Here is a 15,954-nt window from a genome sequence, read left to right on the forward strand (position 1 = left end):
ACGTTCAGGTGCGGTTTGGTGCGGGCGAATTTTTCCTTGGACATCGGTGTGCCTCGTCTTGATTATTTATTAACTGGCCTTCTTCATGACTGTCTCGGCGACGTTGGACGGCACCGGAGAATATTTCTTGAATTCCATCGTGTAGGTCGCGCGTCCCTGGGTGGCGGAGCGCAGACTCGTGGAATACCCGAACATGTTCGCGAGCGGAACCTCGGCACGAATGATCTTCACGCCACCGTGCCCGTCTTCCTGGCTGATAATAATGCCACGGCGCGAGTTCAGGTCGCCCATTACACCACCCAGATAATCCGCCGGCGACGTAACCTCGACGTCCATGATGGGCTCGAGCAACACGGGATCGCCCTTCTGACCGGCTTCTTTCCAACACAGGATGGCCGCCATCTTGAACGCATTTTCGTTTGAGTCCACCTCGTGGAACGATCCGTAGTGCAGTGTCGCTTTCACGTCGACCACGGGATACCCGAATTTGACGCCACGCTGCATCGCCTCGTCCACACCCTTGCGCACGGCCGGAATGAATTCCTTCGGGATCGCGCCGCCCTTGATGGCATCCACGAACTCGAAGCCTTTTCCGTGAACCTGCGGTTCAAATTTGATGACCACGTGACCGTACTGGCCGCGTCCGCCGGATTGCTTGACGAAGCGGTATTCCTGGTCCACCGGCTTGCGGATGGTCTCACGGTACGCGACTTGTGGCTTGCCGACATTGGCCTCGACGCCGAACTCACGCTTCATGCGCTCGACGATAACCTCAAGATGCAACTCGCCCATACCGGCGATGATGGTCTGGCTGGATTCCTCGTCGGTGTGCACTCGAAACGAAGGGTCTTCCTGGGCCAGGCGGTTCAGCGCGATGCCCATTTTTTCCTGGTCGGCCTTGGTCTTGGGTTCCACGGCCTGCGAAATCACCGGCTCGGGGAATTCCATGCGTTCGAGCGTGATGACCTTGTCCGGATCGCACAACGTCTCACCGGTGCTGATTTCCTTCAAGCCCACGCAGGCCGCGATGTCACCGGCGCGAACTTCCTTGATTTCCTGACGCTCATTGGCATGCATCTGGAGCAAGCGGCCAATGCGCTCCTTCTTGCTCCGGACCGGGTTATACACGGTGTCACCCGAGTTGAGGACGCCGGAGTAGACACGAATGTATGTCAGCGCGCCCACGAACGGGTCGGTCGCAATCTTGAATGCGAGCGCCGAGAATGGTTCTTCATCAGAGGCGTGCCGTTCACCTTCGGTGCCGTCCTTGTCGTCCTGGTGGCCCTTGATCGCCGGACGTTCCGACGGCGCCGGCAGAAAATCGATGACGGCGTCGAGTACCGCCTGAACACCCTTGTTCTTAAAAGCCGAGCCGCACAGTACCGGCACGATCTCGAGCTTGAGGTTGCGTTCGCGCAGGCCCAGCTTGATTTCGTCAGTGGTCAGCGCCTCGCCGTGGAGATATTTCTCCATCACCTTTTCATTCGCCTCGGCCGCGACCTCGACCATGTGTTCGCGGTATTTCTTGCACTGCTCGAGCATTTCGGCGGGGATGTCCTTTTCCTCGAACTTCATGCCCTGGGTGGAATCGTCCCAGTAGACGGCCTTCATTTTGATGAGGTCGACGACACCCTTGTAGTTTTCCTCGGCGCCAATGGGGAGCTGCAGCGGCACGGCGTTGGCGCCGAGACGTTCCTTGAGCTGATTCACCACGCTCAGAAAATTTGCGCCCGCACGATCCATCTTGTTGACGAACGCGATACGCGGCACTTTATATTTATTGGCCTGGCGCCACACGGTCTCGGATTGCGGCTGCACGCCACCCACGGCGCAAAGCACAAAAATCGCGCCGTCGAGCACGCGCAACGAACGCTCTACTTCGATGGTAAAGTCGACATGGCCAGGGGTATCGATAATATTAAAGCGGTGCTGGTCGAGCTTGCCGTCCATGCCCTTCCAGAAACAGGTGGTGGCCGCCGAGGTAATGGTGATGCCGCGCTCCTGCTCCTGCTCCATCCAGTCCATGATGGCGGCGCCGTCATGCACCTCGCCGATCTTGTGCGAGACGCCGGTGTAGAACAGGATGCGCTCCGTGGTCGTGGTCTTGCCGGCATCGATGTGCGCCATGATGCCGATGTTTCGGTAGCGTTCGATGGGAGTTGTACGGGCCACGACTGAAATCCTCTATCTGTATATATAAAGAACGGTTAATCGATTACCAGCGGTAATGCGAGAAAGCCTTGTTGGCCTCGGCCATGCGATGCACGTCTTCACGTTTCTTTACGGCATTGCCGCGCTTGTCGGCGGCATCCATCAATTCATCCGCCATGCGCGCGGCCATGGACTTGCCGCTGCGGGTACGGGCGGCTTCCACCACCCAGCGCATCGCCAGCGCCGTCTGGCGCCCCGAACGCACCTCGACCGGCACCTGATACGTGGCACCACCGACGCGACGGCTCTTCACTTCAACCACCGGACGCACGTTGGTCAGCGCCTGATTGAACATTTCAATCGGGTCCTTCTTGCTGCGCTCCGCCATGGTGTTCAGCGCGCCGTACACAATTTTCTCGGCGGTGGATTTTTTCCCGCTGCGCATCACCACGTTGATGAATTTCGCCACCGTGTCACTGCGGTATTTCGGGTCCGGCGTGATGTCGCGCTTCGGAACCTCTCGACGTCTCGGCATATGCTAGCTCATCCTGAATGTTTACTGTTTGTGAATAAATGCTTCACACAACTTTCCGCACTGCTGGTCATGTACCTGCCGCTGATCAACTGCGGCGCGAGTTGATGACCGATCTAAATATGTTTTATAGCTATGTTTTCGGACGTTTCGCGCCGTACTTTGATCGGGCCTGCTTGCGGTCTGTAACACCCGCTGTATCGAGTGAACCTCGCACCGTATGGTAGCGAACGCCGGGCAGATCCTTGACGCGCCCGCCGCGAATCAGGACCACCGAGTGTTCCTGCAAGTTGTGTCCCTCACCGCCGATATAAGTGATCACCTCATAACCATTCGTGAGCCGAACCTTGGCAACTTTGCGCAATGCCGAATTCGGCTTCTTCGGCGTGGTGGTATACACGCGCGTGCACACACCGCGTCGCTGCGGACAGGCCTCGAGGGCGGGCACCTTGCTCTTGCTCTGCAGGCGCTTGCGCCCTTTGGCAACCAACTGGTTAATCGTCGGCATAGTTCTCTATCTGGTTGACGACTTCACTTCTCATTCCATGACTGCGAATGCCGCCACGGCAGCAGTCTCACGTATTCCAGTGGCCAAACTGACGAAATGCCAACGCGACATTTCCCTCCGCGGAGTCCTGGGCCGTCCCATCAGCGTTGTTACACCCGCAGACAGCGCAACCCGGTTCTGCTTCGCGCTCACGGAGATATTGTCGTGCGGTTGGCGCCAATCATTCGGCGCATGGCCTGAACGGCTTAACCGGATTTCCTGAATACCTCTAGACGAATTACATGTCCCGCTACTTCACATCCTTTGGGGGACCGGCGGTCGCCAGATTTCGCTCCCGGCGAAATCGTCAGGATGGAGCATTTTAGAGGCTTCAACAAAGACAGGCCGGCGGATCTCCGGCCTGTTCTGAGGGGCGCGATTCTAGGGATACACCCACAAAGTGTCAAGCCGTTCACGGCGTTTTGCGGCCATTTTTCACGGCTTTTTTGAAAACTGGCGCTGTTCCTTGGTCACTTCTGAAGTGGTCCGATCCATGAAGTGACGCCTGGTGTTACCCCTATATCTTGGGGTTATCCGGGACCCGCGCGCGCGGAATCCTGACAGCGGGGATATCAGGTACCCACGGCCTCGCCACCGCTGCGCGCGGCCTTGCCGGACAGCCCGGTTGTCAGGGATTGCTGCAGTTCCCTGGCTTCCTGCTTGGCTTCGCCACGCCGGCGCCGGCGTTCCAGATGATAGGCCAGACCCGTCCCGGCCGGGATCAATCGACCCACAATCACGTTTTCCTTCAAGCCGCGCAACAGGTCCATTTTCCCGGTAATGGCCGCCTCGGTAAGCACACGCGTGGTTTCCTGGAACGAGGCTGCCGAGATAAACGACTCGGTAGACAGAGAGGCCTTGGTGATGCCGAGCAGGAGCGGCTCGAAAGTCGCCGGCTGCTTTTTCTGTGCCGCCATGATTTCATTCTCCTCGAATATCCGCACACGGTCGGCCTGCTCGCCCGGGAGGAAACGCGTGTCACCGGAGTCGATAATACGCACCTTGCGCAGCATCTGGCGCACTATGACCTCGATGTGTTTGTCATTGATCTTCACGCCCTGCAACCGATACACGTCCTGGATCTCATTCACAATGTAGTTTGTGAGCGGCTCCACTCCGAGCAGTCGCAGGATATCGGAAGCCACGGGGGCGCCTTCGACGATGACATCGCCCTGCTCCACGGTCTCGCCTTCGAATACCGTGATGTGACGGCCTTTCGGGATCAGGTACTCGTGCTCCACGCCGTCCTTATCGTTGATGATAAGCCGCTGCTTGCCCTTGGTATCCTTGCCGAAGGAAACCACGCCGCTGATCTCAGCCAGAAGCGCAAAATCCTTCGGCTTGCGCGCCTCGAAGAGTTCCGCGACACGCGGCAGACCGCCGGTGATATCGCGGGTTTTTATCGATTCTTGCGGAATACGCGCGAGCACATCACCCACACCCACCTTGGTGCCGTCTTCCACGGTGATGATGGCGCCCGGGGGCAGCATGTATTTGGCCGGAATTTCCGTTCCAGGTATCGCCACCGGCCTGCCTTTGCCGTCCACCAGCGTGATCACCGGCCGGATGTCCTTGGTCCCGGCACGATGCTTCGCATCCAGTACGACATAAGTGGACAAACCGGTGATCTCATCCGTTTGCTTGTTCACGGTAACGCCGTCGACGAGATCACTGAAGGTAACCTTGCCCGCCACCTCGGTGATGATGGGATGCGTGTGGGGATCCCAGTTCGCGACGACGGCGCCGGCTTTGACTTTCGATCCGTCATGCACCGAAAGTACCGCGCCGAAGGGAAGTTTGTAACGTTCGCGGTTGCGACCTTGCTCGTCCTGCACGATCAGTTCGCCCGAGCGCGACACCGCGACATAGTTTCCGCTCGCATGCTTCACGACCTTGAGGTTCTTGAGCCGGGCAATACCCGAGGTTTTCACCTCGATGCGCGAAACCGCCGTGGCGCGTGAAGCGGCCCCGCCGATATGAAACGTGCGCATGGTGAGCTGCGTGCCCGGTTCGCCGATCGATTGCGCGGCGATCACCCCCACGGACTCGCCCAGATTGACGGGATGTCCGCGGCCAAGATCGCGTCCATAGCACATGCGGCACACACCGTATCGCGTTTGACACGTAACCGGCGAACGCACGAGAACCTGGTCGATACTCCGTTCCTCGAGCAGCGTTACGGCGTGCTCATCGAGTACGGTGCCGTCCGGTATCAATATTTTCTTGTCATTGCTGGGATCGCGTATATCGCCGATCACAACCCGGCCGAGAATCCTGTCGCGCAGCGCGATCACGATTTCACCGCCCTCCACCAATGCTGACTTGGCCACGCCTTCTGTCGTGCCGCAGTCTTCTCCGGTCACGACTAGATCCTGGCAAACGTCCACCAGGCGACGCGTCAGATATCCCGAGTTGGCGGTCTTCAGTGCGGTGTCGGCGAGCCCCTTGCGCGCTCCGTGCGTCGATATGAAGTATTGCAACACGTTCAGGCCTTCACGAAAGTTAGCCGTGATAGGCGTCTCGATAATCGAGCCGTCGGGTTTAGCCATCAATCCGCGCATGCCGGCAAGCTGGCGAATCTGTGCCGCGCTGCCGCGCGCGCCGGAATCCGCCATCATGAAGATTGAATTGAATGATTCCTGTTTGGCCTTCTTTCCCTGGGAGTCCGTGACCTCTTCACTGCCAAGTTGATCCATCATGGTCTTGGCAACACGTTCCGAAGTGTGCGTCCAGATATCAACGACCTTGTTGTAACGTTCGCCATCGGTGAGCAGACCCGAGGCGTACTGGTGTTGAATCGCCTTCACCTCACTCTCGGCCTGTCCGATGATATCCGCTTTCTCAGCGGGAATGATCATGTCGTCCATACCGAATGACACCGCCGCCCGCGTGGCGTAAGCAAAACCGGTGTACATCAATTGGTCGGCGAAAATTACCGTCTCCTTCAATCCCACGCGCCGGTAACAGGAGTTGATCAGCTCGGAAATCGTCTTCTTTTTCAGCACCCGATTGATGAGTTCAAACGGCATCCCTTCGGGCAGGATTTCGGACATCAATGCGCGTCCGACCGTGGTGTCACAAAGCTTGCGCGTCTCGCGGCGCTTGCCATTTTCATCGATTGTCACTTCGCGAATGCGCGCCTTGATGCGCGCCTGCAGCGCCACTTGATGGCTGTTGTAGGCGCGATGCACCTCGGCCACGTCCGCAAAGGCCTTGCCCTCGCCCTGGGCGTTGATGTGTTCACGCGTCATGTAATAGAGACCCAACACGATGTCCTGCGAGGGCACGATGATCGGATCGCCGTTCGCGGGGGACAGAATATTGTTGGTGGACATCATGAGGGCGCGCGCCTCGAGCTGCGCCTCGACCGACAAGGGGATATGCACGGCCATCTGGTCGCCGTCGAAATCCGCGTTATAGGGCGCACATACCAGCGGATGCAGCTGAATCGCCTTGCCTTCGACCAGGATCGGCTCAAACGCCTGAATGCCCAGACGATGCAAAGTCGGGGCGCGGTTGAGCAGCACCGGATGCTCGCGAATCACCTCTTCCAGAATATCCCAGACTTCGGGTCCGGCCTGCTCCACCATCTTTTTGGCGGCCTTGATGGTGGTCGCGAGACCCTTGGATTCGAGCTTGCTGAAAATGAACGGCTTGAACAGTTCGAGCGCCATCTTCTTCGGCAGACCGCACTGGTGCAGCTTCAGCGTCGGTCCCACGACAATCACGGAACGGCCGGAGTAATCCACGCGCTTCCCCAGCAGGTTCTGGCGGAAACGGCCTTGTTTGCCCTTGATCATGTCAGCCAGCGATTTCAGCTGGCGTTTGTTGGCGCCGGTGATGGCACGCCCGCGCCGACCGTTGTCGAGCAGCGCATCGACGGCTTCCTGCAGCATCCGCTTCTCGTTGCGCACGATGATATCCGGCGCATTGAGATCAAGCAGGCGCTTGAGACGGTTGTTGCGGTTGATGACGCGCCGATAGAGATCATTGAGATCGGAGGTGGCGAAACGCCCACCGTCGAGCGGTACGAGCGGACGCAGCTCCGGCGGCAGCACCGGAAGAATCTCCAGCACCATCCACTCCGGTTTGTTTCCGGAGTAAAGGAACGCCTCGAGCACTTTCAGGCGCTTGGTCAGTTTCTTGATCTTGGTCTCGGAAGTGGTGCCATCGAGATCGGCGCGCAACTTGGCCACTTCCTCATCCAGATTGACGGACTTGAGCATGGCACGGATGGCCTCGGCGCCCATGCGGGCGTCAAACTCGTCACCGTACTGCTCGATAGCATTGAGGTAAGCATCCTCGGAAAGCAGGCTGCTGCGTTCCAGCGGGGTCATGCCCGGATCGATCACGACATAGGCTTCGAAATAGAGCACGCGTTCGATATCACGCAGCGTCATGTCGAGCATGAGCCCCATGCGTGAAGGCAGGCTTTTCAGGAACCAGATGTGGGCCACCGGCGATGCCAGCTCGATATGGCCCATGCGCTCACGACGCACCTTCGAAAGCGTGACTTCCACACCGCACTTCTCGCAGATAACACCACGGTGTTTCAGACGCTTGTATTTGCCGCACAGACATTCGTAATCCTTGACGGGTCCGAATATTTTGGCGCAGAAAAGGCCATCGCGTTCCGGCTTGAACGTCCGGTAGTTGATGGTTTCCGGTTTCTTCACTTCCCCGTACGACCATGAGCGGATTTTTTCCGGTGAGGCGAGCCCAATGCGGATGGCGTCGAAATCTTCCGACTTTCCTGGCTGCTTGAAAAGATTGAACAAGTCTTTCAAGTTAGTGTCTCCTGCGAACTGATTCGCAAACTGAGTTGATAATTCCGGTTCCGGTACGTTGTATCTCCGGGGCTTACTCTTTTTCCTGCTCCAATTCCATGTCAATTCCCAAGGCGCGAATCTCCTTGACCAGAACGTTAAAGGATTCCGGCATTCCCGGTTCCATGCGATGGTCGCCTTTGACGATGTTCTCGAACATCTTGGTGCGTCCGGTGACGTCGTCGGATTTGACCGTAAGCATCTCCTGCAGCGTGTAAGCGGCGCCGTAAGCTTCGAGCGCCCAGACTTCCATTTCCCCGAAACGCTGGCCGCCGAACTGGGCCTTGCCACCCAGCGGTTGTTGCGTCACCAGCGAGTACGGGCCGGTGGAACGCGCATGCATCTTGTCGTCCACCAGGTGATTGAGCTTGAGCATGTACATGTAGCCCACGGTCACCGGCCGGTCGAAGGGGACTCCCGTGCGTCCGTCCCAGAGCGTGGTCTGACCGGAAGGCGGCAAGCCCGCCATGATCAGCATCTCCTTGATTTCCTCTTCAGAGGCACCGTCGAATACCGGGGTCGCCACCGGCACCCCCTGGCGCAGGTTGGTGGCAAGCTCGATGATGTCATCGTCGGTCAGCGATTTGATGTCTTCACGACGGCCATTACGCCCGATCTGGTTATAAATCCTGTCGATAAACCGTCGCAACTCCTCCACTCGGCGGCTTTCGTCCAGCATGGCGCCGATCTGCGCCCCGAGTTCATGCGCCGCCCAGCCAAGGTGGCTTTCGAGCACCTGGCCGACGTTCATGCGCGAGGGCACGCCCAGCGGATTCAGCACGATGTCCGCCGGTGTGCCGTCCGCCACGTAGGGCATGTCCTCCACCGCCACAATGCGGGAAATGACGCCCTTGTTGCCGTGCCGTCCGGCCATTTTATCGCCCGGTTGCAGGCGTCGCTTCACCGCCACGTACACCTTGACCATCTTGAGCACGCCGGGGGCAAGGTCATCGCCCGAAGTCAGCTTGACCTTCTTTTCGATGAATTTCTGGTCGAACAGATCTTTCTGCTTCGCGAGATAACCGCGGATCTGCTCCAGCGCCTGCGAGGCCTCCTCGTTCTTCAGGCGGATATCGAACCACTTGTTACGCGGGAGTTCTTCCAGATAACCCTTGGTGATCTTGTCCCCGTTCTGCAGGCCCGCCGGGCCGCCGTCGGCGACCTTGGCGATCAACTGCCGTTCCAGGCGCGCGAAGGCGTCATTTTCCAGGATACGGAATTGGTCATCGAGGTCCTTGCGGATTCTGGCGAGTTCGGATTCCTCAATGCTTTTGGCACGGGCATCCTTTTCCACGCCCTCGCGGGTGAATACCTGCACGTCGATGACGGTACCGGAAATTCCGGAAGGCACGCGTAAGGATGTGTCTTTGACATCCGAGGCCTTTTCGCCAAAGATCGCGCGCAGCAGTTTTTCTTCCGGGGTCAGCTGGGTCTCGCCTTTGGGCGTGACCTTGCCCACCAGTATGTCGCCCGCGTCCACTTCGGCGCCGATGTAGACAATGCCCGATTCATCGAGTTTGCCGAGCGCCGCTTCTCCCACGTTCGGGATATCGCGCGTGATTTCCTCGGGCCCCAGCTTGGTGTCGCGCGCCACGGTTTGCAGTTCTTCAATATGAATCGTGGTGAAATAATCCTTCTCTACCACGCGTTCCGAAATGAGAATCGAATCCTCGAAGTTGTAACCGTTCCACGGCATGAACGCGACCAGAATATTCCGGCCGAGGGCAAGTTCGCCCATGTCCGTGCTCTGGCCGTCGGCCAGCACGTCACCCTTGGCGATGACGTCGCCCACTTTGACCAGCGGTTTCTGGTTGATGTTGGTATTCTGGTTCGAGCGCTGGTATTTGGTCAGATTGTAGATGTCCACGCCGACTTCGCCCGGCTTGGTCTCGTCGTCATTGACGCGGACCACGATGCGTGAAGCGTCGACGGAGTCCACCGCCCCGCCGCGGGTCGCCACGACCGTGGCGCCCGAATCGATCGCCACGATGCGTTCCATCCCGGTGCCGACCAGCGGCTTTTCCGTTTTCAGCGTCGGCACCGCCTGGCGCTGCATGTTTGAACCCATGAGCGCGCGGTTGGCGTCGTCGTGCTCAAGAAACGGAATCAGCGAAGCCGCCACGGACACGATCTGTGAGGGCGCGACATCGATGTATTCCACCTTTTCCGGGGTAGACAGAAGAAACTCGTTCCGGTAACGGCAGGAAACCAGATCGTCGATCAGGTGTCCGCGACTATCCAGCGTGGCGTTGGCCTGGGCGATCACGAATTTGCTTTCCTCAATCGCCGATAGGTAATGCACCTCATCGGTAACTTTGGAATTCACCACACGGCGATACGGAGTCTCCAGAAAGCCGTATTCATTGGTTCGCGCGTAGACGGCCAGCGAATTGATCAGGCCGATGTTCGGGCCTTCCGGCGTCTCGATCGGGCACACGCGACCGTAATGGGTCGGATGCACGTCGCGCACTTCAAAACCCGCGCGCTCGCGCGTCAGGCCACCGGGTCCGAGCGCCGACACGCGACGTTTATGGGTAATTTCCGAGAGCGGATTGGTCTGGTCCATGAATTGCGACAACTGGCTGGAACCAAAGAATTCCTTGATCACGGCCGAGACCGGTTTGGCGTTAATCAGTTCCTGCGGCATCAGACCCTCGGATTCAGCGAGCGAGAGCCGCTCCTTGACGGCACGTTCCACGCGTACCAGGCCCACGCGGAACTGGTTTTCGGCGAGTTCGCCCACCGATCGTACCCGGCGGTTGCCGAGGTGATCGATGTCGTCGATCTCACCCTTGCCGTTCTTGAGTTCAATCAGGATTTTCATCGCGTCAACGATGTCTTCCTTGGTCAGGATGCCCGGACCCTCGTCGGAACCGCGGCCTACGCGGCGGTTGAATTTCATGCGTCCAACGGCCGACAGGTCATAGCGGTCGGGGCTGAAGAACAGGTTATTAAACAGAGTCTGGGCGGCATCGCGCGTCGGCGGTTCACCCGGGCGCATCATGCGGTAGATTTCGATTTGCGCCTCGAGCGGGTCGCGTGTCAGATCCAGCCGCAGCGTATCGGAGATAAACGACCCCTGGTCGAGATCGTTGGTGTAAATCGTTTTAACCTGACCGATCCCGGCTTCAAACAGCTTGTCGATCAGATCCTTCGACACCAGGTCGTTGGCCTGTGCCAGCAGCTCGCCGGTCTGGGGATGGATCATGTCCTCGGCGAGCGATCGGCCGATGATAAAACTCGGTTCGACGGTCAGTTGTTTGAGCTTGGCTTTTTCCAGGTCGCGGACATGCCGGCCGGAAATGCGGCGGGCAGCCTCGATGATGACCTCACCCTTCGGGGTCTTCAGATCGAAATCCAGTTGCATGCCGCGCAGACGCGCGGGCACCAGGTCGATGCGGATTTCATTTTTCACAAAATGGAAAGTATCGGCCTCGAAGAAAGTCGCAAGAATTTCCTGCGTGATCATGCCAATCGCGCGCAGCAGGATCGTCGCCGGCAGCTTGCGTCGCCGGTCAATGCGCACGTACAAGTAATCCTTGGGATCGAATTCGAAATCAAGCCATGATCCGCGGTAGGGAATCACGCGCGCGGAGAACAGAAGCTTGCCCGAGGAATGGGTCTTCCCGTAATCGTGCTCGAAAAACACGCCGGGAGAACGATGCAACTGGGAGACGATGACGCGCTCGGTGCCGTTGATGATGAATGTCCCGTTGTCCGTCATCAGCGGGATTTCACCCATGTAGACTTCCTGTTCCTTAATATCGCGAACCGTCTTGGTGCCGGTGGCTTCGTCTTTTTCAAATACCACCAGACGCAGCAGGGCCCGGAGCGGCGCGGCATAAATCAGACCGCGCTGCTGGCATTCCTTGACATCGAATGCCGGGACGCCGAGTCGGTAGGTGACAAATTCCAGCGCCGCGTTGCCGTTGTAGCTTTCAATCGGAAACACCGTCTTGAAGGCGGCCTGCAAACCCTGGTCGATCCGCTGCTCCGGCGGTGTCTCCGCCTGCAGGAACTGACGGTAGGATTGCTTCTGTATCTCGAGCAGGTACGGAACCTTCAGAACGCCAGGGCGTTTGCCAAAATTTTTGCGGATGAGTTTCTTCTCGGTAAATGAATAGGTCATACTTTCCTCAGCTCTCTATGTAGAGAAACAACAAGACAGGTCGGCGTCACCGGTGACGGCTGACTGATACGCATGCTGAATTACCAACGGCAACACGGTTTCCCTCGCGATCCGCACGGAAAGCGATAAAGAACATCCGTCGACAACGGATGTACGAATAGCGGCATCTAGATTTACTTAAGCTCAACCTTGGCGCCAGCAGCCTCGAGGTCTTTCTTCATTTTCTCGGCGTCGGCCTTGGGCACGGCTTCCTTCACGGTCTGCGGTGCCCCTTCCACCAGGTCCTTCGCTTCTTTCAGACCCAGGGTGGTCACGGCACGGACGGCCTTGATGACGGCGACCTTGTTACCGCCCGAGGCGGCCAGGATCACGTCGAAAGCATCCTTGGCCTCGGGCGGGGCGGGGGCCGCGCCGGCAGCGGGAGCGGCCACCGCCACGGCGGCGGCGGAGACGCCGAACTTGGTCTCCATCTCCTTGATGAGCTCAGAGAGCTCGAGCACTGACATGCTGGCAATAGTATTAAGTATCTCTTCTTTGGAAACAGCCATGATGTAATCTCCTGAATAAAATCTGTATGGAATTGATCGGTCAGGCGGCCTTCGCCTTGGCGTCGCGTACCGCCGACAACGCCCGGACAAATTTCGCCGGAACCTCGTTCAAGGTCTGGACGAATTTCCGGACCGGCGCCTGCATCGTGCCGAGGAGCTGAGCCAGCAACTGCTCGCGTCCGGGCAGCGACGCCAATGCCTCGATTTGGGCCAGGGAAATGAGTTTGCCGCTCATGGCACCGGCCTTTATCTTCAGAGCTTCGTTGGCTTTCGCGAACTCGCTCAGGATTTTGGCCACCGCCACGGGATCGGCCGAAACCGCGAACGCCAGGGGACCGGACATCTGATCCTTGAGGCATTCGAAACCCGTGCCCTCGATGGCACGCCGCACGAGCGTGTTCTTCACGACGCGCAGATAGACCTGGCTGTCACGCGCCTTGCGGCGCAGCAGGGTCATCTGGGCAACCGTGAGACCACGATACTCGGCCAGCATCGCTGCTTGGGCGTCCGAGAGCTTCGCGGAAACTTCAGCGACGACCGCCTTTTTCTCATCTAACGTCAGACTCATTATGAGTCACCTCCAAGTCATTTAAGGAAGTCTCTCACCGACTCCCCCTCTCCCGCGAAGTGGGAGAGGGCAAGGGGTGAGGGCAGCTAATACGGCGGCCTTTCAGGAGGAAATCCTGTATCGGGCACCGTCTGCGCAGGCTGGTTTCCCGATTAACCCCGCACCTGTCGCGGGACATGGTCCCTGCGGGCTTCGGGTATCGTTACACTGTAACTATTTGTCACAGCCACTAACCCAAAGTCCCGCGACAGGTGCGGGGGCCTGCGGTCTTTGACGAACATTCCGCGCCAGAACTCAATCGCGGTTTGCCCCAAAGTTGCTTGATAAGACGGCAACCGGCTTGCCGGTTGCCGAATCGCGGTTGGAAATCCGACCGCACCGAATCGTTTACAGCCCCGAGGTATCCAGACGAATGCCTGGACCCATCGTGGTTGAGATCGTCACTTTCTTCAGAAACGCGCCTTTCGCGCTCGCCGGCTTGGACTTGTTCAGTGCCGCCATGAGCGACATGAGATTCTCCTTGAGCGCCTCGGCTTCGAACGAGGCCTTGCCAATCGCGCAATGGACGATACCGGCCTTGTCGGTCCGGTACTGCACCTGACCGGCTTTCGCGCTTTCGACGGCCTTGGCCACATTCGGCGTGACGGTACCGACCTTCGGGTTCGGCATTAGCCCTCGTGGACCGAGAATCTGGCCCAATTGTCCGACGATTTTCATGGCCTCGGGTGTCGCGATGGCGAGGTCGAAATCGATCTTGCCTTGCTTGATCTGGTCCGCGAGATCCTGAAAGCCGACGATGTCGGCACCGGCCTGTTTCGCCGCCTCGGCGGCGTTGCCTTCGGCGAACACAGCCACGCGCACCTTTTTACCGGTGCCGCGAGGCATCACCGCCGTGCCGCGGACGTTTTGATCCGACTTTTTCGCGTCGATGCCCAAATTGACCGCGATATCGACCGACTCGTCGAATTTGGCGCTCGCCGTGGCCTTCAGAATCTTCAAGGCCTCGTCGAGCGGATAATTCTTCATACGATCCAGTTTTACGAGCTGGCTTTTCATGCGCTTGCTGGCCATGTCACACCCCCTCGCATTCCACGCCCATCTGGCGTGCGCTACCCGCTATGATCTTCACCGCGGTATCGAGATCATAGCAGTTGAGATCCGGCATTTTGATTTTGGCGATCTCTTCGAGTTGCTTTCGGGACAGCCTGCCTACCTTTTCCTTGAGGGCATTGCCGCTGCCGGACTCAAGACCCAGTGCCTTCTTGATCAATACCGACGCCGGTGGAGTCTTGGTGATAAAGGTGAAACTCTTGTCGCTGAAAACCGTGATGATCACCGGGGTGGGCAACCCCTTTTCCATCTTCTGGGTCTGTGCATTGAATTGCTTGCAGAACTCCATGATGTTCAGGCCATGTTGCCCGAGCGCCGGTCCCACCGGGGGAGACGGATTGGCCGACCCGGCCGGCACCTGCAACTTAATATATGCTGTTACTTTCTTTGCCACGCTTCACTCCTGCGGGTTTGAACGGCCGTGTCGGCCTCCCTGCTGTTAGACTCAGAGAAAAGAGTAAAGTGAAAAGAAAAAAGTGAAAAAACTTTTCTCTTTTTTCTTTCCTCTTTTTTCTGCCTTTAAGCCTTCTCCACCTGCGAAAATTCGAGCTCCACCGGCGTCTGTCGACCGAAAATAGAGACCGATACCTTGAGCTTGTTTTTCTCGTAGTTGACGTCCTCGACCGTGCCGTTGAAATCCTGAAACGGCCCGTCGATGACGCGCACCTGCTCGCCGGCCATGAATGAGAACTTCGGGCGCGGCTTCTCCACGCCTTCCTGCACCTGCCGCAGGATAGCGTCGGCCTCATTGTCGGTGATCGGCGTTGGCTTGTTGCCCGAACCGCCGATAAAACCGCTGACCTTGGGCACGTCCTTGACGAGGTGCCAGGTTTCGTCGTCCATTTCCATTTTCACGAGCACATAGCCCGGAAAGAATTTCCGCTCGCTGGTGCGCTTCTGGCCGCTTTTCATCTCCACGACCTCTTCGGTCGGCACCAGAATTTCGCCAAACTTGTCTTCCTTGCCGGCGTTGCGGATGTGTTCTTTGAGCGATCGCACCACCTGTTTTTCAAAACCGGAATAGGTGTGCACCACGTACCAGCGCATCGTCATTGAATTTCCACTCCTATCCCATTACCGCCCGAACGACCTTGTGCAAACCCCAGTCAATCACCCACAGGTAAATGGCCACCAGGATCACCATGACGAACACGATCAGGGTAATCTGCACGGTTTCCTTTTTCGCCGGCCAGATCACTTTGCGCAGTTCGAGCCGCGCGCCCTTGAAAAACTCCCACGCGCTCCGGCCCTGCTCCGTGACGGCGGTCACTGTCACCGCCAGCCCGGCCGCCGCCAGTATGATCGCCACCCGGACCAAGTCCGGCTTGTCGCCAAAATAATAGAATCCCCCGATGCCGCCCGCCATCAGCAGCACCGCGAGAATCAATTTCAGTTTGTCCGCAGTCACTACAAAAAATCCTTCGTTGCCAGCCGTTTGGCAGGCCAGGAGGGTCTCGAACCCCCAACCTGCGGTTTTGGAGACCGCCGCTCTGCCAATTGAGCTACTGGCCTATAAATCAGTTACAAGTAGCAAGTTACAAGT

General features: G+C 58.1%; 11 protein-coding genes and 1 tRNA gene. All 12 read right to left on the reverse strand.

From position 1 onward, the window contains the following. Positions 1-69 precede the first annotated feature (69 nt). Positions 70-2,172: an elongation factor G gene (gene fusA / locus WD823_RS10515; RefSeq protein ID WP_368429453.1), complete on the reverse strand. Its 2,103-nt coding sequence runs from the start codon at positions 2,170-2,172 to the stop codon at positions 70-72. Positions 2,173-2,215: 43 nt separating this feature from the next. Further along, entirely contained in the window at positions 2,216-2,686 is a 471-nt protein-coding gene (rpsG, locus tag WD823_RS10520) for a 30S ribosomal protein S7 (protein WP_368429454.1), read from the reverse strand. A gap of 130 nt (positions 2,687-2,816) precedes the next feature. After that, positions 2,817-3,191 carry a 30S ribosomal protein S12 gene (gene rpsL / locus WD823_RS10525; protein WP_368429455.1) on the reverse strand — a complete coding sequence of 125 codons (375 nt, stop codon included), beginning with the start codon at positions 3,189-3,191 and terminating at the stop codon, positions 2,817-2,819. Between the two features lie 611 nt (positions 3,192-3,802). Next, on the reverse strand, positions 3,803-8,017 hold the full coding sequence (gene rpoC, locus WD823_RS10530) for a DNA-directed RNA polymerase subunit beta' (protein WP_368429456.1): 4,215 nt from the start codon (positions 8,015-8,017) through the stop codon (positions 3,803-3,805). A gap of 73 nt (positions 8,018-8,090) precedes the next feature. Next, on the reverse strand, positions 8,091-12,185 hold the full coding sequence (gene rpoB / locus WD823_RS10535) for a DNA-directed RNA polymerase subunit beta (protein ID WP_368429457.1): 4,095 nt from the start codon (positions 12,183-12,185) through the stop codon (positions 8,091-8,093). Between the two features lie 173 nt (positions 12,186-12,358). Beyond that, positions 12,359-12,733, reverse strand: coding sequence for a 50S ribosomal protein L7/L12 (gene rplL / locus WD823_RS10540; protein WP_368429458.1), 375 nt, complete (start codon positions 12,731-12,733; stop codon positions 12,359-12,361). A 40-nt stretch (positions 12,734-12,773) separates the two neighbouring features. Further along, on the reverse strand, positions 12,774-13,301 hold the full coding sequence (gene rplJ, locus WD823_RS10545; RefSeq protein ID WP_368429459.1) for a 50S ribosomal protein L10: 528 nt from the start codon (positions 13,299-13,301) through the stop codon (positions 12,774-12,776). A 387-nt stretch (positions 13,302-13,688) separates the two neighbouring features. After that, positions 13,689-14,372, reverse strand: coding sequence for a 50S ribosomal protein L1 (gene rplA / locus WD823_RS10550; protein ID WP_368429460.1), 684 nt, complete (start codon positions 14,370-14,372; stop codon positions 13,689-13,691). A 1-nt stretch (position 14,373) separates the two neighbouring features. Then, positions 14,374-14,805 (reverse strand): 50S ribosomal protein L11, encoded by a 432-nt coding sequence (gene rplK, locus WD823_RS10555; RefSeq protein ID WP_368429461.1) that lies wholly within the window; start codon positions 14,803-14,805, stop codon positions 14,374-14,376. A gap of 125 nt (positions 14,806-14,930) precedes the next feature. Next, a complete protein-coding gene (gene nusG / locus WD823_RS10560) occupies positions 14,931-15,464 on the reverse strand; it encodes a transcription termination/antitermination protein NusG (RefSeq protein WP_368429462.1) in 534 nt (177 codons plus the stop codon). A 13-nt stretch (positions 15,465-15,477) separates the two neighbouring features. Beyond that, positions 15,478-15,819, reverse strand: coding sequence for a preprotein translocase subunit SecE (gene secE / locus WD823_RS10565; protein ID WP_368429463.1), 342 nt, complete (start codon positions 15,817-15,819; stop codon positions 15,478-15,480). 28 nt (positions 15,820-15,847) lie between these two features. Next, a tRNA-Trp gene (locus tag WD823_RS10570) sits at positions 15,848-15,923 on the reverse strand. Positions 15,924-15,954: the final 31 nt, after the last annotated feature.

Source organism: Sulfuricaulis sp., assembly GCF_040901545.1.
Taxonomy (GTDB): domain Bacteria; phylum Pseudomonadota; class Gammaproteobacteria; order Acidiferrobacterales; family Sulfurifustaceae; genus Sulfuricaulis.